Consider the following 20,113-nt stretch of genomic DNA (forward strand, 5'->3'; position numbering starts at 1 on the left):
CGGAATGCTGAATTACCTCAAGAAATTCTCGGTGGACATCTTCCCCTCGGTGGCTGCGACCGTCATCGGGGCGTACATCGTCAACCACTACATCGTAACCAAGCCCGGTGCGGACGCGCCTGCTGCCGCGGCGTCGACAGCCAACCCGAAGGCCGACGGCAAGGCCGAAGCCAAATCCGAAGCCAAGGCGGCGCCGGATGCCAAGTCGGCCGAGACCACCGCCAGCGTCAGCAATCTTCCGGCCGCCGGCGTCAAGGCGAGGGGGATCTCCGAGAAGGCCATCATGGAGAAGACCGCGGCCGAGCGGCCGGCGGTGGCCGAAAAGACGCAGGAGAAGACCGAAGCAAAGGCTGACGCCAAAGCCGATACCAAGTCTTCCGATGCCAAATCCTCCGATACCAAGTCCGCCGACGCCAAGCCCGACGTGAAATCGGCCGAAAGCCCGACTGATGCCGCGAATAGCGCTGCTGACCAGCGCCGCCACGCAGCAGTGCCGCGCGAAAAGGAAAAGATCAGGGTCGTGCTGCCGTCGCCCATTCAGCCCGTGACGTCCGCGGCTGCGCCGGTAGCCGCGGCCGCACCGGCCGAAGCTGCGGCTGCGCCGGATGAACGGCGCGACGCCAACGATCTGGCGCGCGCCGCGATCGAGCGCCTGCGCGAAACCTCACCGCGCGCTCCTGAGACCGCCCGCGCTCCCGAGGCGCCCAAGGTTGCTAATGCACCGGCGGTTGCGAGTGCGCCTGCCACCGTGAATGCGCCCGCGCTTCGTCCGTTGCCGCCGCCAGTCATGATCTCGGGTACGCCGGCCGGCGAACCCTATCGTCAGGCTTCTTCGCCGACGCGGCCGCCTTATGCCGAGGTGGTCGACCCGAACCGCCCAACCCCGCCCGCCGAGATTCCGGTCTCGCGCCCGCTCGATTTGCGTGCCGAAGTTGCCGAGCCTTCCGTGCGTGAACGCGCCACGGCGGCTGCCGAGGACGCGCTGTCGACCGCCAAGTCGATCTTCCACGCGGTGATACCGAAATAGTCTGCGGTCTTCGACAGAAAGCCTCTAGCCGCCGGTACGCGCGAGCCCGCTTCGGGCGGCGTCGTCCTTGGGGCGGAGCGCGAGCGCACGGCCGTAGGATGTGAATGCCTTAGCCTTGTCGCCCAGGCGCTCATAGGTGACGCCGCGTGCCGACCAGGCTTGCGCGCTGTTGGGATCGGCCTGCACCGCTTCGTCCAGATCGGAAGCGGCTTCCTTTGTCTTGTCGATGGCAAGGTAGCTGCTCGCCCGCGCCAGCAGCGGCTCGACCCGTTGCGGCGTCAGGCCATTGGCCGCGGTGAAATCCGCGATCGCCTGCTCATGCTGCTTGTCGGCCTGATAGATCAGGCCGCGGCCGTACAGGGCCTGCACGTTGTAGGGATCGAGTGCGAGCGCGCGGTCGAATTCCGCGAGCGCTTCCTCGGCCTTGGCGGATTTGGCGAGCGTCTGACCGCGCGCTGCATGGCCCTGGGCATCGCTGACGCTTTGCCCGCTGATCGTGCCGGTCAGTTTCTGTTCGACGGCCTGCGGCTTTTCCTTGTCCGATCCCCACGATCCCAAGTCGAACGAACAGCCGCCGAGGGGCAGGCCGAGAACGATCGCGAGCAGCACGATGGATGCGGCCGTGAAGCGCGAAGCGCAGGGAAGTGTAGTGCAGTCGGTAACGGCCATGCGGCGGAATACTCGCGCGTCGAACATGGCATAGGTAACCCGATGGCTCGCAAAATGCATCGGTCAAAATGGCCGCAACGGCGTCGACGGCGATGTGGGTGATCGAGCAGGCCGCGCGCGAGCGCCGATTTTCCGGCGCGCCCGATTTCTGAGGAACAAGATCGCGAAAAACAAAACGCGGACCCAAGGCCCGCGTTTTTCATTCAAATCCAGCGAACTGCTTAGCGCGGTCCGCGCGGACCTGCGCCCGGACCACGGCCGCCAGCGCCACCACGGTCGCCACCGGGACCGGCGCCGAACACCGGCTTGGGCTTCATCGGCAGCAAGCCTTCACGCTGCAGCTTCTTGCGGGCCAGCTTGCGCGCGCGGCGCACGGCTTCGGCCTTTTCACGGGCCTTCTTCTCGGACGGCTTTTCGTAATGGCCGCGGAGCTTCATCTCGCGGAAGATACCCTCGCGCTGCATCTTCTTCTTCAGCGCCTTGAGGGCTTGATCGACATTGTTATCGCGGACGAGAACCTGCACGCGGCATCCTCTTTCAATTGATCGGATAGGAATTCTGGTAAAGCGAAGGGCCGGCGAAAGGCCTGGTCCTCAACCCTGAGCGCGGGCATGTAGCAGACAAAACCGCAGATGTCCACCTGAGAAGGCGGTTTCCGGCGCCGGAAAGCTGCGAAAATGGGCTGATACGAGCCCGTTTCCTCAAATAACGAGCCCTTCACGGGCCCTCCCTAACATCCAGCAGTGCAAAAACATGCGGGAGGCGAGTATGAATACCAAAAAATATACCGCTGAAGCGATCGGCACGTTTTGGCTCACTTTTGCGGGATGCGGCAGCGCGGTGATCGCCGCCGGTTTTCCGGAGGTCGGTATCGGCCTGGTCGGTGTTTCCCTGGCATTCGGCCTGAGCGTCGTGACCATGGCCTATGCGATCGGCCACATCTCCGGCTGTCATCTCAATCCCGCCGTCACGATCGGCCTCGCGGCCGGCGGACGGTTTCCGGCGCAGCAGATCGTTCCTTACGTGATCGCGCAGGTGGTCGGTGCTGTCGCTGCCGCGGCGTTACTCTATGTGATCGCAAGCGGCGCGCCCGGCTTCGATCTGGCCAAGGGCTTTGCCTCCAACGGCTACGATGCGCATTCGCCGGGTCAGTACAGCATGGTGGCCTGCTTCATCACCGAAGTGGTGATGACCATGATGTTCCTGTTCATCATCATGGGCGCCACCCACGGCAAGGCGCCTGCCGGCTTTGCGCCGCTCGCCATCGGATTGGCGCTGGTGATGATCCATCTCGTGAGTATCCCCGTCACCAACACGTCGGTGAATCCCGCGCGCAGCACGGGGCCCGCGGTGTTCGTCGGCGGCTGGGCGCTGGCGCAGCTCTGGCTGTTCTGGCTTGCACCCTTGATCGGCGGTGCGCTCGGCGGCGCGATCTATCGCTGGCTCAGCGAGGAGCCGGCCGGCGTCGTGGAAGGCTTGAAGACCGCCTGATCTGCAAACGCGCCCGGCGGGCGAGCTACTTCTTGCTTGCCGGAGCCACCTCAGTGACATGGCCCATCTTGCGGCCCGGCCGCGGTATGCCCTTGCCGTAGAGATGAACCGTGGCGCCGGGAACCGTCAGCCACTGCTCATAGTCGAGGATATCGTCGCCGATCAGATTGGTCATGGTGACCTGGCCGTGACGAACCGGCTTGCCGAGCGGCCAGCCGGCAATCGCCCGGATGTGCTGCTCGAACTGCGAGATCGAGGCGCCGTCCAGCGTCCAGTGCCCAGAATTATGCACCCGCGGCGCGATCTCGTTGACCAACACGTGCGGTCCGCCGTTTCCGGCAACGACGAACAGCTCGACCGCGAGCACGCCGACATAGTCGAGCGCATGGGCGATCTTCTCGGCAACGGCTCGCGCCTGTGCGGCCAGCTCATCCGATATCGCCGCCGGCACGCGCGAGAATTTCAGGATGTGATCGCGATGCTCGTTTTCGGTGACGTCGTAGCATTCGACATGGCCATCCGCCGATCGCGCGGCGATCACGGAGATCTCGCGCTCGAAGGGAATGAAGGCTTCGAGGATCGCGGATTTGGTGCCGAGTTCTTCCCAGATGCGAATGGGGTCGTCGCCCTCGCGAATGATCGCCTGGCCCTTGCCGTCATAGCCGAAACGGCGGGTCTTGATCACGGCGGGAAGGCCGATGCGGGCAATGGCGTCCTGCAGGGTTTCCGCCGACGACACGTCGGCATAGTCGGCGGTGTCGATGCCGAGCCGTTTGATGAAATTTTTCTCGATCAGCCGGTCCTGCGTGGTTTCGAGGATTTTCTGCGCCGGCAATACCGGACGGCGCGCAGCCAGCACCATGGCGGTGGCGGCCGGTACGTTCTCGAATTCATAGGTGATGACGTCGACATCGTTGGCGAACAATTCGAGCGCCTCGACGTCGGCATATTCGGCGCAGGTTGCGTTCAGCACCACGTCGAAGGCGGGCGAGTCGGGGTCCGGCGAAAACACCTGGCATTTGAGGCCGAGGCGCGCCGCGGCCATGGCCAGCATCCGGCCCAATTGTCCGCCGCCGAGAATTCCGATGGTGCCGCCCGGCTTCAGCTTCACCTTGTCTGAAACCGTCACGCCGAACCCTCCGGGCGCTCCTTGACCGCATCCGTCTGCTGCTTGCGCCAGGCGGCCAACCGCGTTGCCAGCGCCGGGTCATTCAGCGCGAGCACGCTTGCCGCGAGCAGTGCGGCATTGATGGCGCCGGCCTTGCCGATCGCCAGCGTGCCGACGGGAACGCCGGCCGGCATCTGCACGATCGAGTACAGCGAATCGATCCCCAACAGCGCCTTGGATTCGACGGGAACGCCGAACACGGGGAGTTCCGTCAATGCCGCTGCCATGCCGGGCAGGTGCGCCGCGCCACCGGCGCCCGCAATGATGACCTTGAAGCCTTGAGCCTTGGCGCCCTTGGCGAAGGCGAACAGCCGGTCCGGGGTCCGGTGAGCCGAGACGATGCGCTTTTCGCAGTCGATCCCGAGCGCCGCCAACGTCTCGGCGGCGTGGCGCATGGTCTCCCAGTCGGACTGGCTGCCCATAATGATGGCGATCGGTGCGGTCATCTCGTCAATTCTGTTCGGGAATCCAGAAACATAGGCCGATTATAGGGTCGGCCCGGGGCTCATCCAAGGCGTGGCAAGGGATCAGGAATGGACTATCCTGTCTTGGTGAATCCCGGCAAGCCTTCATAAGCGTGCCTGCACAGAGAAGGCCATGAAGAAGAAAACCAGGGCGACCGCCTCCAGGGCCGGAAAACGCCCCAAAAACGCGGCTTCCGGGCGAAAATCTGCACCGCGGCGATCGCCGCCACCGGCATCCCGGCCGCCGGCAGCGTCCAACGAGACCAAGACGACGATTCGCCGGCTGAAAGCGCAGCTCGCCCGGACTCAGGCGCAGATCGAGGAACTTCAGGCCTCCGCCGATACCGACTTCCTGTTGGGCATCCCGAACCGGCGCGGTTTCGAGCGCGAGCTCAATCGCGCGATCGCCTATATGAAGCGCTATCGCGCCTCCGGTGCCCTGGTCGTGCTCGACGTCGATCGGCTGAAGCCGATCAACGACGCCTTCGGACATGCCGCGGGCGACCAGGTGCTCAAGGCCGTTGCCGCGGCGCTGCTGGCGCAGGTGCGCGCTTCCGACATGGTGGGCCGGCTCGGCGGCGACGAGTTCGCGCTGCTGTTGTGGAATCTCAGCGAGACCGACGCCAGGGCCAAGGCGGCCGCGCTGGAAGAGGCGATCGATCGTCTCAGCTTCGTGTTCGATGGCCGCACGATTACCGCAGGCGCCTCCGCGGGCGTCTCGGTGCTCGATACCCACTCCGAAGCTGGCCGTGCGCTGGAAGCGGCCGACAGCGCCATGTATGTGCGCAAGGCGCTGCGGCGGCATGAGGCGAAGGCGTAGAGTGGGCAAATCCTACTGAGTCAAAGGCGCGCTTCGCGCCGTGCCCACCAACAGACGAGCATGGAAGAAGAGTTGGTGGGCACGCTCGCGCTTTGTCCACCCTACAAATTCCGATCAACGATCTGGCTAAAGCCCGCTGAGATCGTCCGGCACGTTGCCGAACTTGCGCAGCAGTTTCGCATCGCCGAATTCACCCATCATGGGATCGCCGCTGCGGCTGAAGGCAACGGCGCCGATGCTGCCGGCCATCCGCGACATCGTCTCGGCGCGCCGCAACGCGATGGTCGGGCTCTGACATTCTTCCGCGGCGCCCGCCACCGGCGAGCCGCTATCATCCTGCAGGAATGGCATTGCGACGTAATAGGTGACATCGGCCATTGTATCGCTCCAGTGTGGTCGCTCCGGATCAGGCCGCGTTGCTACTCGCACGTGGTCTTTGTTTTGACGCGTTTCCTGCCGCAGATAAGTCTACGCAATCTGCGCAAGCTTGATTGCTATGCGAACCGGTATCCACTTCGCCCGGCAACGCTTTCGCCGGCACACAGCCGGCTGCTATCGCGGCCTGCAACTCCTCCAGTTCGATTTCCAGATACTCGTTCGCCATGATCAGCGCCTTGATAGTCGAGCGCAGATTGCCGTCGCACATCGCGATCGCCTGATCGCAGGCCTGCTCGTAACGGTTGTTGTCGGACAGGGGCGGTGTGGTGGGCATGGCTGGACTCCCCGAGGCTGGCAGGAAGGTATGTTCTCTTTTTGTTCTATCCGAGTCAAGCCGCATCCGCCAGCCGGAAGCCCTTTTTTGCTGGCCGCCCGGCAAGCCATCGCCGCCGCGGCGTGTGGATGTCGGGGAAAAAATCTGCGAAGGCGGACTGGTTTTGCGCGCCGAACCAGCGGAGCGCGGCAAGCTCAACGATCAGGCGATGATGTCGGGCGTGATCTGGTCTTCGATGAAGGCGATGCGGTCGCGCAACTGCAGCTTGCGTTTCTTCAGCCGCTGCAGCCGCAACAAGTCCGGCGCCGGCGACTGATGCAGCGCGTCGATCGCCGCATCGAGATCGCGATGCTCCTGCTGCAGCCTGGCGAGCTCGGTTTCAAGCTCGCGCTCATCATCTTCGGTCATGGCGTACGTTAGCTGAAAGCGCGATCAGGTTGCGAACGGATTCTTCGGAAGCTGGCGGTGAATATCGTCCCTGCGAGGCCGCTCCGCAAGCCGATCGGGTTCCATAGTCACGATTGGTTACAGATAAATCCGAAAATATGAGAGGCCCCGATTCTGGATACCCATCGACAGATTCGGCGGCTGGTGTACACTTGACCGTCCGGATCGAATCTGAGGTTTCACCCACCGAGGAGATTTCGTATGGCACTACAGGCGCATCTTGTTGAGCTTGAACGTAAGCACAAGATTCTCGAGAATGAATTGCACGAAGCGCTCGTGCACCTTTCCACAGACGACCTGCAGATTGTCGAGTTGAAGCGCCGCAAGTTGATGGTCAAGGATCAGATCGAGCGGTTGAAGCAAACCGCCGACGAAACCCTCCACTAAGTAGTCCAGCAAGGTATCGAAAATCCCCACACGGCCGGATGGGCGCGGATGCGCTCGTCCGCCTGTCGGTGATGTTTCGGCCTTCGTCACAGCTCAGCCAGCGCGCCGACGTGATCGGCGATCGCGAGCGATGACGTCAGTCCGGGCGATTCGATGCCGAACAGGTTGATCAGTCCGGCGATGCCGTGATCGGCAGGACCCTGGATGAGAAAATCCTGCGTGGCGACGGCCGGCGGCACGATTTTCGGCCGGATTCCGGAATAGCTCGGCATCAGCGCGCCGTCCGGCAGCGTCGGCCAATAGCGCCGGATCGCGGGATAGAATCGCTCGGCGCGGGCGGGGTCCACCGCATAGTCGATGCTCTCGACCCATTCGACGTCGGGGCCGAACCGGGCTTGTCCGGCCATGTCGAGGGTGAGGTGCACGCCCAGCCCACCAGGCTCGGGCACCGGATAGATCAGGCGCGAAAATGGAGCCCGCGCACTGCAGCTAAAATAATTGCCCTTGGCGAGATAAGCGCAGGGAATCATTTCGATCGGCATACCCTCGATGTTGCGCGCCACCGTGGGTGCGCCCAATCCGGCCGAATTGACAAGCAGGTTGCACGCAAGGGTCATCGGCGCATCGCCGCCGGCTTCGATTTCGATATGGCCGGCGTTGGTTCGCGCGTGCAGCAGCGGGGTGTGGAATGCGAAAGCCGCGCCGGCTTCTTCCGCATCGCCCCGCAGCGCCAGCATATAGGCGTGGCTGTCGATGATGCCGGTGGACGGCGACAACAGCGCCGCGTCGCAATTCAACGCCGGCTCCAGTTCGCGCGCCGCTTCGCCGGTGAGCAACTGCATGTCGTCGACGCCATTGGCCTCGGCATGCGCGCGGATCGATTGCAGCTTCTCGGTTTCCTTCGGCGTCGTCGCCACGATCAGCTTGCCGCAATTGCGATGCGGAATGCCGTGGTCGCTGCAATACCGGTAGAGCGCGCGCTTGCCGCTGACGCACATCTGCGCCATCAGGCTGCCGGCACGGTAATAGATGCCCGCATGAATCACCTCGCTGTTGCGCGAGGAGGTGACGGTACCGATGCCCTCGGCGGCCTCGAGCACGATCACTTCGCGGCCCGCCTGGGCCAGACGCCGTGCGATCGCGAGCCCGATCACCCCCGCTCCGATGACGACGCAATCGACCTTGTCCATGTCAGCTTCAGGCCCGGAAATCTGGCGCAGGAATCGGCGCTTGCCACGCTCGGCAATCATCGTTGCGTTCGGTGGAGCTGTCGAACAACCCGTTGGTTTGCCTCGAAATACGCAGTAAACGCAGTTCCATTAACGAAGCATTAATCATGTCGGGCCAATTGCCGTAATTTGGGTCATATTTTAGAATTGTGCGGGTAGCCGTTTACCCGATCCAAACCCGTCAAGCCAGACACTCCGCCCGCAAACCTCGGGTGGGTAATGGCTGACAGCAACCGGCAGGCAGGACGGAAGAATTCGATTCCGGCGCAGGCCTTCGTCTGTCTGCTCGCCATTGCTGCGCCGTGCGGGCTGGCGTGGGGGGCCGCATCCTCCAGCGGCTTTGCGCCGGCGAGCCACATCGGCGAATTCGATCCCACTATGGTCTGGGAGTTCCTGATCGGCGGGATTGTCGTCGCCTCCTTCCTGGCCGCGATCAGCATCTGGATTTTGTCGGCGCTGCGCAGGGCGAAGAGCGCGCAATTGCAGCGCAGCGCGTTCATCAGTTCGGCGCTCAACAATCTCAACCAGGGCGTGATGATGACCAACGCGCAAAACCGCGTGGTCTTCTGCAACGACCGTTTCCTTGAAATGTACGGGCTGAGCCGCACCGAGATTTCGAGCAGCATGACCGGTCGCGAACTGCTTCAACTGCGGCGCGAACGGGGACTGCTCAATCTCACCGTCGACGAGTTCGGCAAGCTTGCCCGCCGCCCGGAAGGTGTCGTCACCGAACTGCCTGACGGCCGATCGGTGTTGTCGAAGATCTTCAGCCTGCCCAATGGCGGGACGATCGGAACGCATGAGGATTGTACCGAGCAGCGCCAGTTGTCGCGCAAACTGGCATCGACCACCAAATTTCTGGAATCGGTGCTCGACAACGTTCCGGTCTGCGTCGCCGCCAAGAACATCGAGGACGGCCGCTATATTTTCGCCAACCGCGCGTTCGAGCGATTCTCGCGCTTCTCCCGCGATCACATCATCGGCAAGCGCGCCGACGAGATCTTCACGCCCGAAACCGCGAAGAGCATCGAGGCGGCGGACCAGGCGGCGCTGAACGCGCCGGAAGGTTACCAGCGCAGCGAATACGTCGTCGAACGGGGTGATAACAAACGCGTTCTCTCCTCCAACCGCGTGGTCGCGCGCAACGAGAACAACAAGCCGGAATTCCTGATCGCGCTGTTCGACGACGTCACCGACCGCCGATCACTGTCGCGCGAACTCGAAAACACCAAGAAATTCCTCGAACTGGTGGTCGACAACATCCCGGTTTCGCTGATCGTGGAGCGCGTCAGCGATGGGCGCTACCTGCTTGCCAACCGCAGCGCCGAAACCATTCTCAATCGCCGCCGCGAGGATGCCACAGGCCTGACCGCTACCGACATCTTCAATCCGCGCGAAGCCAAGCTGATCATCGCGCGCGACGAGGCCGCGATCAAGAAACGCGGCCTGCTCACCGAGGAGCACCCGATATCCACCAAGGACGGGCTGCGGCTGTTCCTGACCCGCCGCATGACGGTGCTCGACGAAGCCGGCGAGCCGCAATATCTGATCAAGACCCATGAGGACGTCACCGATCGCCGCCAGACCGAGTCGCGCATGGCGCACATGGCCTACCATGACGGCCTGACGGATCTGCCGAACCGCGCCGCCTTCCTGCAGGCGCTGGCCCAGATGATCGAGGCCTGTGCCGGCACGGACGAGGAATTCGCGGTGCTGTGCGTCGACCTCGACGGCTTGAAGGAAATCAACGATGTGTTCGGCCACGCAACGGGCGACAAGCTCCTGATCGAGGTTGCGGGCCGCATCCAGGCCTGCGCCCGGGGTGGCGTGGTGGCCCGGCTCTCCGGCGACGAGTTCGGCCTGATCATCGACGGCAAGCAGCCGGAGGCGGGCAAGGCGCTTGCCGAAAAACTCGCGCAGACGATGTCGGACGAGTTCGTGATCGACGGCAAGTCGGTGCGGACCGGGGTGACGACCGGCATCTCGGTATTTCCGCATAACGGCTCGGATGCGGCTTCGCTGCTGGCCAATTCCGGCGCGGCGCTGTTTCGCGCCAAGCAGAAGTCGCGTGGCTCGATCAGCATTTTCGAACCGGAGATGGACCAGCAGATCCGCGACCGCCGCGTGCTGCACCAGGATCTCTCGATGGCGATCAGGAACGGCGAATTGTCGCTGTACTACCAGCCGCAGGCCGCGGCGGGCTCGACGATCGCTGACAGCAAGGTCATCGGCTTCGAGGCGCTGGCGCGCTGGATACATCCGGTGCGCGGCTTCGTGTCGCCAGGCGATTTCATTCCACTTGCCGAAGAAAGCGGCCTGATCGTCGAAATGGGCGTCTGGATCCTGCGCGAAGCCTGCCGGGAGGCTGCCTCCTGGCCGGTGCCGATGCAGATCGCCGTCAACCTGTCGCCGGCGCAATTCATGCATGGCGATTTGGTCAGCCTGGTGCATTCGATCCTGCTCGAGACTGGCCTCGCGCCCGACCGGCTCGAGCTCGAAATCACCGAAGGCGTGCTGATCGAGGATTTTGACCGCGGTCTGGCACTGCTACGGCGGCTGAAGGCGCTCGGCGTGCGTATCTCCATGGACGATTTCGGTTCCGGCTATTCCTCGCTGAGCTATCTGCAGGCCTTCCCGTTCGACAAGATCAAGATCGACCGCGCCTTCGTCATGAATCTCGGGCGCAATCCGCAATCGGCGGCGATCGTGCGCGCCGTCATCGATCTCGGCCACGGCCTAGAAATGTCGATCGTTGCCGAAGGCGTGGAGACCCAGGAACAACTCGGCTTCCTCGCCGACGAGGGCTGCGACGCGGTGCAGGGCTATTTTCTCGGCAAGCCCCAGCCTATCGGGCACTACGCCGGGCTGGTCGGCCGCAGTGCCGCAAATGCCGTCGAGACTGCACGCAAGCTCGCCAGCGCCTGATTTCGCGAAGCTGCGTCACCCTATGTCTCACGAGCCAATGATGCCATTGAGCGCGTAACCTTTCGGGCTTTTCGGATTTGAGCTCGATGATGCCTTTGCTTGCCTTCCTTTGCAGCCCCGGCTATTTTCACGGCCTATCTGAATCGAGAAAGGAGGGCTGCGCGGTGACGAAATTTCTCCGGCACTATCGCCAGCGTGGCCCCGTCAACGCCCTGCAGATGCGTTTGCAGGGCTGACCAGAGACCTTTCGCAAATCTCTTCCTGGTCTGCCCCGTCGCAATGCGGCGTCGAACATTTGCTCGCTCGCGCCTGCATTTCGGTAACTCGCCGCGCTCCGACACGGACATCCGCTGATGCCTGTATGCACCGGACGTCGTGGTCGCCGGCAAGACCAGGGAACGATCATGACCCTTATCACTATCCGCAATCTCGGCGTGACGCTGAATGCTCCGCTGTTTTCCCGACTGAACCTCCTCGTCAATGCCGGTGACCGTATCGGGCTCGTCACGGCGAATGGGCGCGGCAAATCCACCTTGCTGCGCTGCATAGCCGGCCTGATGGAGCCAGGGGAAGGCGAGGTCACCAGATCGCGAGGACTGACCATCGGCTATGTCGAGCAGGAGGTGCCGTCGGTGGTGATGAACACGCCGTTTGACACGGCGGTGCTCGAGGCGCTGCCCGTCGACCGACGGGCAAGCGAAAGCTGGCGAGTCGAAATGGCCCTGGAGTCGCTGGAGGTGCCCGAGGCGCTGCGGCAGAGGCCGCTGAAGCAACTGAGTGGCGGCTGGCAGCGGCTTGCCTTGCTTGCCCGCGTCGTGGTGACCGAGGCCGACGTGTTGTTGCTCGACGAGCCAACCAACCATCTGGACCTCGCCCGGATCCGTCAGCTTGAAGATTGGCTGAACGCGCTGCCGCGCGATATGCCGGTCGTGATATCGAGCCATGACCGTGCCTTTCTCGACGCGACCACGAACCGCACGGTATTTTTGCGACCCGAGCAGTCGCAAATATTTTCGTTGCCCTATACGCGGGCCCGCGCCGCGCTTGGCGAGATCGATGCATCGGATGAGCGGCGCTACCAACGTGACGTAAAGGCGGCCCAGCAGCTTCGGCAGCAGGCTGCAAGGCTCAACAATCTCGGTGTCAATTCCGGCAGCGACCTTCTGTTGCAAAAGACCAAGCAATTGAAGCAGCGGGCCGAGAAGCTGGAAGATGCGGCAAAGCCCGCGCATCTGGAGCGACCCGCGGGGACGATCAAGTTGGCCAATCGCGGAACGCATGCCAAGGTTCTGATCGCGCTGGACGATGCCGCCGTCGCAGCGCCGGACGGCGGATTGCTGTTCAAAACCGGCAAGCAGTTCATCTGCAAGGGAGACCGGATCGTGCTTTTGGGACCGAACGGGGCCGGCAAGACCCGGCTCGTGGCGATGCTGCGCCAGGCGATCGAAAACCGGGAAGCCATGCAGGCCGGTATCAAGGTTACGCAGTCACTTGCATTCGGCTATTGCGGACAGGATCTTGCCGATCTTGCCGATGGCGACACGCCGATGCACACGATCGTCAGCCGATTCGATGTCGGCGATCAGCGTGCGCGCGCGTTGCTCGCCGGCGCAGGCCTGTCCGTTGCGATGCTGAGCCGTCCGATCGGCCAGCTTTCCGGCGGACAGAAGGCGCGTCTCGGCATGCTTTTGCTGCGCCTTGCCCGGCCAAACTTCTATCTGCTCGATGAGCCTACCAATCACCTGGACATCGAGGGGCAGGAAGTGCTGGAGGACGAATTTCTGGAGCATCAGGCAAGCTGCCTGCTGGTTTCACATGATCGCAACTTCATGCGAACGGTCGGAAACCGGTTCTGGCTGATCGAAAGAAAGAAGCTGGTGGAACTGGAAGGACCTGAGCGCTTCTTCGCATCGATCGGCGCAACCGGCTGAGCGGCGCTTGATTCATTTCCAGGAGCGCCATCCACTTTTGGCCATCATGACCTAGTGTAGTGAAATCAGCTTCTCTCCAGTCACCCATAGCGTATGGCGGACTACGATCTCGCGATCATTGGCGGCGGGTTGAACGGCGTCAGCATCGCGCGGGACGCCGCAGGCCGCGGCCTGCGCGTCATCCTGCTGGAGCAGGGCGATCTCGCCGCGGGCGCCTCGTCGGCCTCGCCGCGGCTGATTCACGGCGATCTGGCAAGCCTTGAGCGCCGGCATTTCCTGCGGGTTCGCACAGCGCTCGCCGAGCGCGATATCTGGCTCAGGATCGCGCCGCATCTGGTGCGCCCGATGCGCTTTGCGATTCCCGCCCATTCGGATGAACGCCCGGACTGGCAGTTGCGCTCATGGCTTCTGTTGTATGACCGGCTGGCCTCGCGCAGCGGTCTGCCGGCCTCGGCGACTGTCGACGTCACGCATCATCCGATCGGCAACGCGCTGAAGCGACCGTTCGGCACCGCCTTCGAGTATTCCGACTGTGTCGTGGACGATTCCCGGCTGGTGGTGCTCACGGCCGTCGATGCCGCGGCGCGCGGCGCTGTGATTCGCACCGGCGCGCGCTGCACCCGGGCCGAACGGGGCAACGAATGGCGGCTGGTGACGATCGATCGCGGCTTTCGCCAGGTGATCACGGCAAGGGCGATTGTCAACGCCAGCGGCGCCTGGACGTCGTCTGTCGCCGAGACGGTGTTGCGCGTGCCGCCGCCGAAGGTTGCCGCCGAGCAGATGGACCAGATCGTGGTCCGCCGTCTGTTCGACAGCGACAATATCTATGTATTTCAGAACAGCGATGGTCGGCTGATTTTCGCCAGCCCCTATGAGCGCGATTTTACCCTGATCGGCACCGCCAACCATGCTTTCAAGGGCGATCCGGCCATCGTTGCGATGGCGGCCGGTGACGTCGCCTATCTCTGCGATGCGGCGAACCGCTATTTCCGCGAGCGGATCGAGACGGTCGATGTGGTGCGTACGCTTTCCGGGGCCAACATGGTGCGGAACGCCGCGAGCGGACGCGACGGGGCGATGACGCTCGACCACGGCCGCGGAAAAGCGCCGCTGCTCACCGTGTTCGGCGGCGACGTCACGACGTCGCGGCTGCGCGCAGAGCAGGCGGTCTCGAAGCTGACGCCGTTCTATCCGATGTCGCCGCGCTGGACCGCGACCGCGCCGCTGCCCGGCGGTGATTTTACCTGGGACCGCTTCGACAACGAAGTCGACGAAGTGCGCGAACGCTGGCGGTTTCTCGGCGAGGATCAAGCGCGGCGCCTGGTCGCGGCCTACGGCTCGAACGTCAAGGCGATCCTGGGCGACGCCAAGGAGCGCGGCGAACTCGGCCTTGCTTTCGGACCGGAATTGACGGGCGCAGAGGTCCGCTATCTCATGCAACGGGAATGGGCGCGCTTTCCGGACGATGTCTTGTGGCGGCGCACGAAGCTTGGCCTCACCATGCCGCCCGCGGACCGCGACGCGCTGGCGGCGTTCATGGCTGCGGCCGTCTGACGAATGGGTGGGACATGCGGGGCGTGATCAGGCCAACCGTTTTCCTGGCGATCATCGGCTTGCTCGGGGGAATAGCCTATCGCTATTTCATTGATGATCCGATCGAAGCAACGCCGTCGTATTATCTCCGGAGCAGCTTGCACGGGATGGGCATAACGCTGGCCGCCTGGGGCGTTCATCTCTACTTCACGTCGCGACGAAGTGAGTGGATCAGCAAATGGCCGCTGCTAATGGATCTGGCGGTGCGCTCCGCGACCATGGCCATCGTGGTCGCGAGCGCGGCGCTGGTCTTGCAGGTGGCGCTGTACTGGGAATGGATCGAGACGAAGTGGCTGATTGACCAGTTTCCGGTGGTCGTTGCATTTAGCTTCTTCGCGTCCCTGCTCGTCCTGTCAATCTTCGAGCTGACGCGCCTGGTCGGCAGCCGTGTGCTGTTCAACGTAGCGCTCGGGCGCTATCGAAGCCCGGCGAGGGAAGCGCGCGTGCTGATGTTTCTCGATCTCGCAGGTTCGACTTCGCTCGCGGAGACGATGGGCGAATTGCGCGTGCAGGGCCTGCTCACCCGCTTCTTCTTCGACATCGATGGTGCGATCGTCGCGCATGGCGGCGAGGTTCACGCCTATGTCGGCGATGAGGTCATCGTGACGTGGCCGCTCGATGACAGGATGTCGGGGGCGCGCTGCATCGAATGCTTCTTCGCGATTGCCGACAGCATAGCGGACAAAGCTGACTCTTATCGGCAAGAGTTCGGCATGGTGCCGAGCTTCCGCGCCGGCCTGCACGCCGGTTATGTGGTGATCAGCGAGTGCGGAAGCTCGCGCCGCCAGCTTGCCTATTTCGGCGATACCGTGAACGTGACGGCGCGGCTGCAGGAGCACTGCAAGGAAGTTGGCCGGAACTTGCTGGTGTCTTCCGACCTGCTGCGCCACATGAAGCTGAAGCCGGCTTTCGCCGTCGAAGCGCTCGGCGAAGTTCGCTTGCGGGGGAGGGCGGCGGCAATCGAGGTGTTTGCCGTCGAGCGACGTGGCTGATCGTCGCGACCTGCTTGACCTCGCCTAGTTTCGCTGCGCTTGCCGCGACCAGGCCTCGTCGCGCGCCGAAGGCCTGCGGTCAAGCCGGGCTGAGATGCGGCTCGCGGCCGCTTCGCCGCGACCGGCGCGAAGGTACGCCACGATCAGCGTGTCCTCCCATAGTTCGCGCTGGGCGTGGCTGCCGCCGATCCGCGTCAACTCGGCAAGGGCCGGTTCGAGCAGGCGGATCGCCTCCGCATTGTCGCCTTCCGCAAACGCGCGGATGCCGCGGCAGAGGCCGATGGCGGCCTGCCCCGGCAACAGCTTGCCGTCGGCTGCGCGTGCTTCGAGCTGCGCCAGTCGCGTCTCCAGCGCATCGCTGCCGGTCATTGCGGTGGCCAGCGCAAAATGAACGTCGGCAAAATGCGCGCCGGCTTGCGGAAAGTACTTTTCGCCATAGGCGGCGATATCCCGCCAATGCGCCTCCAGCCCGGTCTGGCCGGCCAGCGCAAGCCGCCACAGCAGCGAGGCGCCGTCGGTGAAGATATTCAGCGGCGGATAGGGCCGGCCCGCCGGCTTGATATGCTGCTCGTAGATCGCAAGCGCGCCGTGGAGATCGCCGGCGTCGAGCAAGGTCAGCGCGACGTGCCAGGCCAGGTGCCCATGCAGAAAGCTCTGGCGCTCATGCGCGGGCATCCATTGCGAAAGGAAGCTGCGGCCGGCCTCCATGTCGCCCTGCTCGAACATCGCATGCGAGAGGCCATGTGCCGCGTTGGCGTTGGCCGACCGCAGCCCCATCGCGCGCTCGGACAGGCTCCGGCCGGTGGAGAGATTTCCCGCCTCGGTGTGCGACCAGCCGAGGTAGCTGACAAACCACCAGTCCTCGCCATAATGCCGCGCGTGGCGTTCGCAGATCGCGAGCTTGGCCGCATCGTGATCGGGACGGCCCGAGAACGCGTAGAGACCGAACGCGCCGAGCAGGATCGACAGCACCTGCGCGTCGCGCGGATATTCGTCGAGATGCGCCTCGGCGCCGGTCACTGCGACCTTCGGCTTGCTCTCGATCACGGCGGCGATGATCTCGACATGGCTTTTTTCGCGCGGGCTCGCGCCGGCGGCCAGTTCACGGGCCTGCGCGGCAAGAGCACGCGCCTTGCTGCCCTCCATGTTGAGCTGATGCAGCCGGGCGCGGCCGATATGCGCCAGTGCAAAACCGGGATCTTCCGCAATCGCCTTATCGAAGGCGTCCTCGGCACCGTGCCACGCCGACAGCATGCAGTCGACGCCTTCGCGATAATGCGCCGCGGCGCGATCCGAGGCGGTTGTCAGTGGAAGATCGTACCTGTCCCGGTTCATTTTTCTTATTCCCTCGTGCGAGGATGTGGCGGCAGCTACGCCGCCTTTGGTCCGAGCTTCTGCAAATGACGATGGTCTCGCGCTGCTTCGGCCAGCAACCAATCTTGAAACAGCTTGATTTTCGGCAGGCCGGAAGTGGCTTTCGGGCAGACGATCCAGTATGTCCTGGAAAGTCGGCTGGCATCCCCGAACGGCCGAACAAGACGCCCGCTGATGAGGTCCCACGCAGCAAGAGTGGTGCGAGCGAGCGCTATTCCCTGGCCGTCGACCGCGGCATCGATAACCATGCTGGCGCGGTTCAACACGGGCCCTTGCGACGGCTCTGAGTCTGCAACACCGGCAGCCTCGAGCCATCTGGTCCACGCCTTGCGATCGTCGAGGTGAAGCAACGGAAATTTCAGGACATCCGAAGGCCGGGCGAGGCGCTGGCGGCCCGCAAGGAGCTTGGGACTGCAGACGGCGAATAGTTGCTCCGGAGATAGCCGTATCACATCGTGTCCAGGCCAATTGCCGTCGCCGTGCCGCACGGCGAGATCGACGTCCTCGCGGGCGAAATCGACGTGGTGCATGGTTGCCGAAATCCGCAGATCGATTTCGGGATGGGCCTCGGAAAAGCGGCCGAGTCTCGTGTACCAGCCACTTGGCAGCGAAGTCCGGCGACGTGCTGACCGTCAGAACACCTGAACTCTGGCGTTGCATCAGGCGCTCGGTGCCGACGGCAATACGATCGAGCGCATCGCGCACCACGCCGAGATAATCCCGGCCTGCGCCGGTGATCACCAGTCGCTGGCGTTCGCGGTTGAAGAGCTTGATGCCGAGTTCTGCCTCCAACCCCTTGACCTGACGGCTGACGGCCCCTTGTGTGACGCAGAGCTCCTCGGCGGCGCGCGTAAAACTCTCATGCCGTGCCGCGGCTTCGAAGGCTTTGAGTGCGTTCAGCGGCGGCAGGCGGCGAAGCATGGTCTGACCTTCATGAGAAAAACTAGGGCAGGATAGAGAAACGATGCTTTGCGGACAAGCCTAGGCTGGTCCTATTGATCCGGCTTCTCGCCGTGGCTCGCAAGGAGACCAGGGCGCTTTTGGAGCTTCACTATGTCAAAGCAACTCACACAAGGATGGGCCATCTCCTCGCGCGAAATCGCCAGAGGGGAAGCGCTCTATTATCAGTCAGGCCTGCTAACACTCTTTGGAGACGGGCTGCACACATTGCAGTTCTGGATGGGGCGGAGCCGTCAGCGAAGGCAACTCGGAGAATTGGCCGAGCTCAACAATTACCTTCTCAAGGACATTGGAGTGTCCCAGGAACAGGCCTTTCGGGAAGCCGCAAAACCGTTCTGGCGTTGATTCCCGTTTCGATTACCGATAGCTACGCATGTCTGGCATCATTGCAGTCGCCCGACGACCTGAGGCATTTCGCCCAAGTACTGCACTTCGACCGCTCGCTGCGTCGAGGCTTTTGGCGAAATGAATGATCTCGCCAAGTCACGAATCCGGCGGCGGCATTGGAGAGCCCAATGTCCAACGTCACCCTATTTGGATTTCCTCGCAGCACGTTCGTCAAAGTGGTGGGCTTGATCCTCACCGCGCGAAACATCGAGTACCGCCTCCACGACACCGAAGACGAAATGTATCTGCCGATCCATCTTGAACGGCATCCGTTCGGGCGCGTGCCTGCGTTGCAGCACGACGACTTCATGCTCTATGAAACCAACGCCATCGCCGCCTACGTGGACGATGTCTTTCCGGGGCCGAAGCTTACGCCGGACGATCCGCGCAAACGCGCGCGGATGAACCAGTGGATCGGCAATCTCAACTGGTACTTCTATCCGGAGATGATTTATCACATAGGGCACGAACGTGGCGTCTACCCGGAACTCGGGATTCCCGGCAACGATCTCATCGTGCAGCGTGCGCTTCCAAAGGCGACGCGCGCGCTGGAGGTCATGGAGAAGGAACTGTCCGACGGCCGGCCATTCCTTGTCGGCGACGCCGTCACCATGGCGGACTACTTCCTGTTACCTACCTTGTTCGGCTTCGGGTTGACGCCGGAAGGGAAACAACTGCTGTCGAAATTCCCGGCCGTGGCGGCCTGGGACAACCGAATGGATGCGCTGCCGACCGTGGTTCGCTTCAGTGCTTCACTTCCGCCGCGCGCGCCGATCCAGCATGCGCGGGAGTGGGTACATCACCATCGTCCGGCGGCCTGACGCTTTGGGCCGACGATTGTCGATCTGAGGGGCGCAGGTTCTCCGGCTGAAGCGGTATCGCAATTGACGCAAACGCAGACTAGAAGTCGAGCTTGTCGCGTATGGCATCGATGCCTGCTTTGGCGCAGGCCTCGTCCGCGTCGCCTCCGGGAGCCCCGGAGACGCCGACAGCGCCCACCAGCGAACCTGCCGCTTCGACCGTCACTCCGCCGCCGATGATGACGGCGCCCGGCAGATCACGGATTCCGGACTGCATCGTCCCGGGCTGGCTGTTGGCAACGAGCTCGGTTGTGCTGGTGCGGAAGCTCACCGCCGTCCATGCCTTGCCCGAAGCGGTTGATACCGTGTGGGGACCTGCAAAGCGGTCGCGCAGCAGTACTTGCGTCACGCCGAAGCGATCGACGACGGCGACCGACACCTGAAAGCCGCGCTTGCGGCAATCCGCCAGCGTCGCGCGCGCCAGATCGAGCGCCACCTCGGGACTCAACGATTTGTAGGTGACGATGGCTTCCTGGGCGGCGGCCGAGCTGGCGAACAGGGAAGAGATTGCCGTTGCTGCCACCAAACTCCGAACCGTCATCAATCTCTCCTGATCATTCCTATCGCGCGGCGGCCGGCTTTCTGCGAATTCCGAACCTTACCAGAGACGGGAGCTGCATCCAGAATATTGTGGCTGCTTGTTCCGGGCCGGTTGAGCGGATGGCGATCCGCCGCTA

Annotated in this window: 20 protein-coding genes and 2 pseudogenes; 10 read left to right on the plus strand and 12 right to left on the minus strand. The window is 63.3% G+C overall.

Annotation, left to right across the window (positions count from 1 at the left end):
• The first annotated feature begins 4 nt into the window (after window positions 1-4).
• Window positions 5-1,027: a hypothetical protein gene (locus ACFXS9_RS38565; protein ID WP_392698510.1), complete on the plus strand. Its 1,023-nt coding sequence runs from the start codon at window positions 5-7 to the stop codon at window positions 1,025-1,027.
• A 24-nt stretch (window positions 1,028-1,051) separates the two neighbouring features.
• Here the strand turns inward: ACFXS9_RS38565 and ACFXS9_RS38570 are convergent, their stop codons facing one another.
• Entirely contained in the window at window positions 1,052-1,723 is a 672-nt protein-coding gene (locus tag ACFXS9_RS38570; protein WP_392698512.1) for a tetratricopeptide repeat protein, read from the minus strand.
• A gap of 194 nt (window positions 1,724-1,917) precedes the next feature.
• Window positions 1,918-2,220, minus strand: coding sequence for a 30S ribosomal protein S21 (gene rpsU / locus ACFXS9_RS38575; RefSeq protein WP_028350145.1), 303 nt, complete (start codon window positions 2,218-2,220; stop codon window positions 1,918-1,920).
• A gap of 244 nt (window positions 2,221-2,464) precedes the next feature.
• Here rpsU and aqpZ point away from each other — a divergent pair, with 244 nt between their 5' ends.
• Entirely contained in the window at window positions 2,465-3,187 is a 723-nt protein-coding gene (gene aqpZ, locus ACFXS9_RS38580) for an aquaporin Z (protein ID WP_392698514.1), read from the plus strand.
• 25 nt (window positions 3,188-3,212) lie between these two features.
• Here aqpZ and ACFXS9_RS38585 read toward each other — a convergent pair whose 3' ends face one another.
• Together ACFXS9_RS38585 and purE are read right to left on the minus strand one after the other, a co-directional pair.
• Window positions 3,213-4,316, minus strand: a complete 1,104-nt coding sequence (locus ACFXS9_RS38585) for a 5-(carboxyamino)imidazole ribonucleotide synthase (RefSeq protein WP_392698516.1) — start codon at window positions 4,314-4,316, stop codon at window positions 3,213-3,215.
• Window positions 4,313-4,801, minus strand: a complete 489-nt coding sequence (gene purE / locus ACFXS9_RS38590; protein WP_028350148.1) for a 5-(carboxyamino)imidazole ribonucleotide mutase — start codon at window positions 4,799-4,801, stop codon at window positions 4,313-4,315. The genes ACFXS9_RS38585 and purE overlap by 4 nt, the downstream gene beginning before the upstream one ends.
• Window positions 4,802-4,952: 151 nt before the next feature.
• Here purE and ACFXS9_RS38595 point away from each other — a divergent pair, with 151 nt between their 5' ends.
• A complete protein-coding gene (locus ACFXS9_RS38595; RefSeq protein WP_392698519.1) occupies window positions 4,953-5,639 on the plus strand; it encodes a GGDEF domain-containing protein in 687 nt (228 codons plus the stop codon).
• A gap of 126 nt (window positions 5,640-5,765) precedes the next feature.
• Here the strand turns inward: ACFXS9_RS38595 and ACFXS9_RS38600 are convergent, their stop codons facing one another.
• The 3 genes from ACFXS9_RS38600 to ACFXS9_RS38610 all read right to left on the minus strand — a co-directional run bounded on the left by ACFXS9_RS38600 (window position 5,766) and on the right by ACFXS9_RS38610 (window position 6,759).
• Window positions 5,766-6,017 (minus strand): hypothetical protein, encoded by a 252-nt coding sequence (locus tag ACFXS9_RS38600; RefSeq protein ID WP_213288745.1) that lies wholly within the window; start codon window positions 6,015-6,017, stop codon window positions 5,766-5,768.
• Window positions 6,018-6,045: 28 nt separating this feature from the next.
• Window positions 6,046-6,351, minus strand: a complete 306-nt coding sequence (locus ACFXS9_RS38605) for a hypothetical protein (RefSeq protein ID WP_392700369.1) — start codon at window positions 6,349-6,351, stop codon at window positions 6,046-6,048.
• 201 nt (window positions 6,352-6,552) lie between these two features.
• Window positions 6,553-6,759 carry a YdcH family protein gene (locus ACFXS9_RS38610; RefSeq protein WP_392698521.1) on the minus strand — a complete coding sequence of 69 codons (207 nt, stop codon included), beginning with the start codon at window positions 6,757-6,759 and terminating at the stop codon, window positions 6,553-6,555.
• Window positions 6,760-6,999: 240 nt separating this feature from the next.
• Between ACFXS9_RS38610 and ACFXS9_RS38615 the strand changes: the two genes are divergently transcribed.
• Window positions 7,000-7,185, plus strand: coding sequence for a YdcH family protein (locus ACFXS9_RS38615; RefSeq protein ID WP_057858669.1), 186 nt, complete (start codon window positions 7,000-7,002; stop codon window positions 7,183-7,185).
• Between the two features lie 86 nt (window positions 7,186-7,271).
• On the opposite strand, the pseudogene ACFXS9_RS38620 reads toward ACFXS9_RS38615, so the two are convergent.
• Window positions 7,272-8,453 (minus strand): annotated as a pseudogene (locus ACFXS9_RS38620) (NAD(P)/FAD-dependent oxidoreductase); the annotation flags it as partial.
• A 180-nt stretch (window positions 8,454-8,633) separates the two neighbouring features.
• On the opposite strand from ACFXS9_RS38620, the gene ACFXS9_RS38625 reads away from it, so the two are divergent.
• The 4 genes from ACFXS9_RS38625 to ACFXS9_RS38640 all read left to right on the plus strand — a co-directional run bounded on the left by ACFXS9_RS38625 (window position 8,634) and on the right by ACFXS9_RS38640 (window position 15,855).
• Window positions 8,634-11,339: an EAL domain-containing protein gene (locus ACFXS9_RS38625; protein ID WP_392698523.1), complete on the plus strand. Its 2,706-nt coding sequence runs from the start codon at window positions 8,634-8,636 to the stop codon at window positions 11,337-11,339.
• A gap of 404 nt (window positions 11,340-11,743) precedes the next feature.
• The gene (locus ACFXS9_RS38630; protein ID WP_392698525.1) at window positions 11,744-13,270 is read left to right on the plus strand and encodes an ABC-F family ATP-binding cassette domain-containing protein; all 1,527 of its coding nucleotides are present in this window, start codon (window positions 11,744-11,746) and stop codon (window positions 13,268-13,270) included.
• 93 nt (window positions 13,271-13,363) lie between these two features.
• A complete protein-coding gene (locus tag ACFXS9_RS38635) occupies window positions 13,364-14,824 on the plus strand; it encodes a glycerol-3-phosphate dehydrogenase (RefSeq protein WP_392698527.1) in 1,461 nt (486 codons plus the stop codon).
• Window positions 14,825-14,838: 14 nt separating this feature from the next.
• Entirely contained in the window at window positions 14,839-15,855 is a 1,017-nt protein-coding gene (locus ACFXS9_RS38640; protein WP_392698529.1) for an adenylate/guanylate cyclase domain-containing protein, read from the plus strand.
• Window positions 15,856-15,879: 24 nt separating this feature from the next.
• On the opposite strand, the gene ACFXS9_RS38645 is transcribed toward ACFXS9_RS38640, so the two are convergent.
• From ACFXS9_RS38645 to ACFXS9_RS38655, 3 genes and pseudogenes are all read right to left on the minus strand, one after another.
• A complete protein-coding gene (locus ACFXS9_RS38645; protein ID WP_392700238.1) occupies window positions 15,880-17,190 on the minus strand; it encodes a tetratricopeptide repeat protein in 1,311 nt (436 codons plus the stop codon).
• 35 nt (window positions 17,191-17,225) lie between these two features.
• A complete protein-coding gene (locus ACFXS9_RS38650; RefSeq protein WP_392700240.1) occupies window positions 17,226-17,759 on the minus strand; it encodes a LysR substrate-binding domain-containing protein in 534 nt (177 codons plus the stop codon).
• A gap of 250 nt (window positions 17,760-18,009) precedes the next feature.
• Window positions 18,010-18,150 (minus strand): annotated as a pseudogene (locus ACFXS9_RS38655) (LysR family transcriptional regulator); the annotation flags it as partial.
• 132 nt (window positions 18,151-18,282) lie between these two features.
• Here ACFXS9_RS38655 and ACFXS9_RS38660 point away from each other — a divergent pair.
• Window positions 18,283-18,534, plus strand: a complete 252-nt coding sequence (locus ACFXS9_RS38660; RefSeq protein ID WP_392698531.1) for a DUF1127 domain-containing protein — start codon at window positions 18,283-18,285, stop codon at window positions 18,532-18,534.
• A 170-nt stretch (window positions 18,535-18,704) separates the two neighbouring features.
• Window positions 18,705-19,397, plus strand: coding sequence for a glutathione S-transferase family protein (locus tag ACFXS9_RS38665; RefSeq protein ID WP_392698533.1), 693 nt, complete (start codon window positions 18,705-18,707; stop codon window positions 19,395-19,397).
• A gap of 79 nt (window positions 19,398-19,476) precedes the next feature.
• Here ACFXS9_RS38665 and ACFXS9_RS38670 read toward each other — a convergent pair whose 3' ends face one another.
• Entirely contained in the window at window positions 19,477-19,977 is a 501-nt protein-coding gene (locus ACFXS9_RS38670) for a heme-binding protein (protein ID WP_392698535.1), read from the minus strand.
• Between the last annotated feature and the right edge of the window lie 136 nt (window positions 19,978-20,113).

This window comes from Bradyrhizobium sp. RDI18, from assembly GCF_043203335.1.
In the GTDB taxonomy this organism is placed as follows: Bacteria; Pseudomonadota; Alphaproteobacteria; order Rhizobiales; family Xanthobacteraceae; genus Bradyrhizobium; species Bradyrhizobium retamae.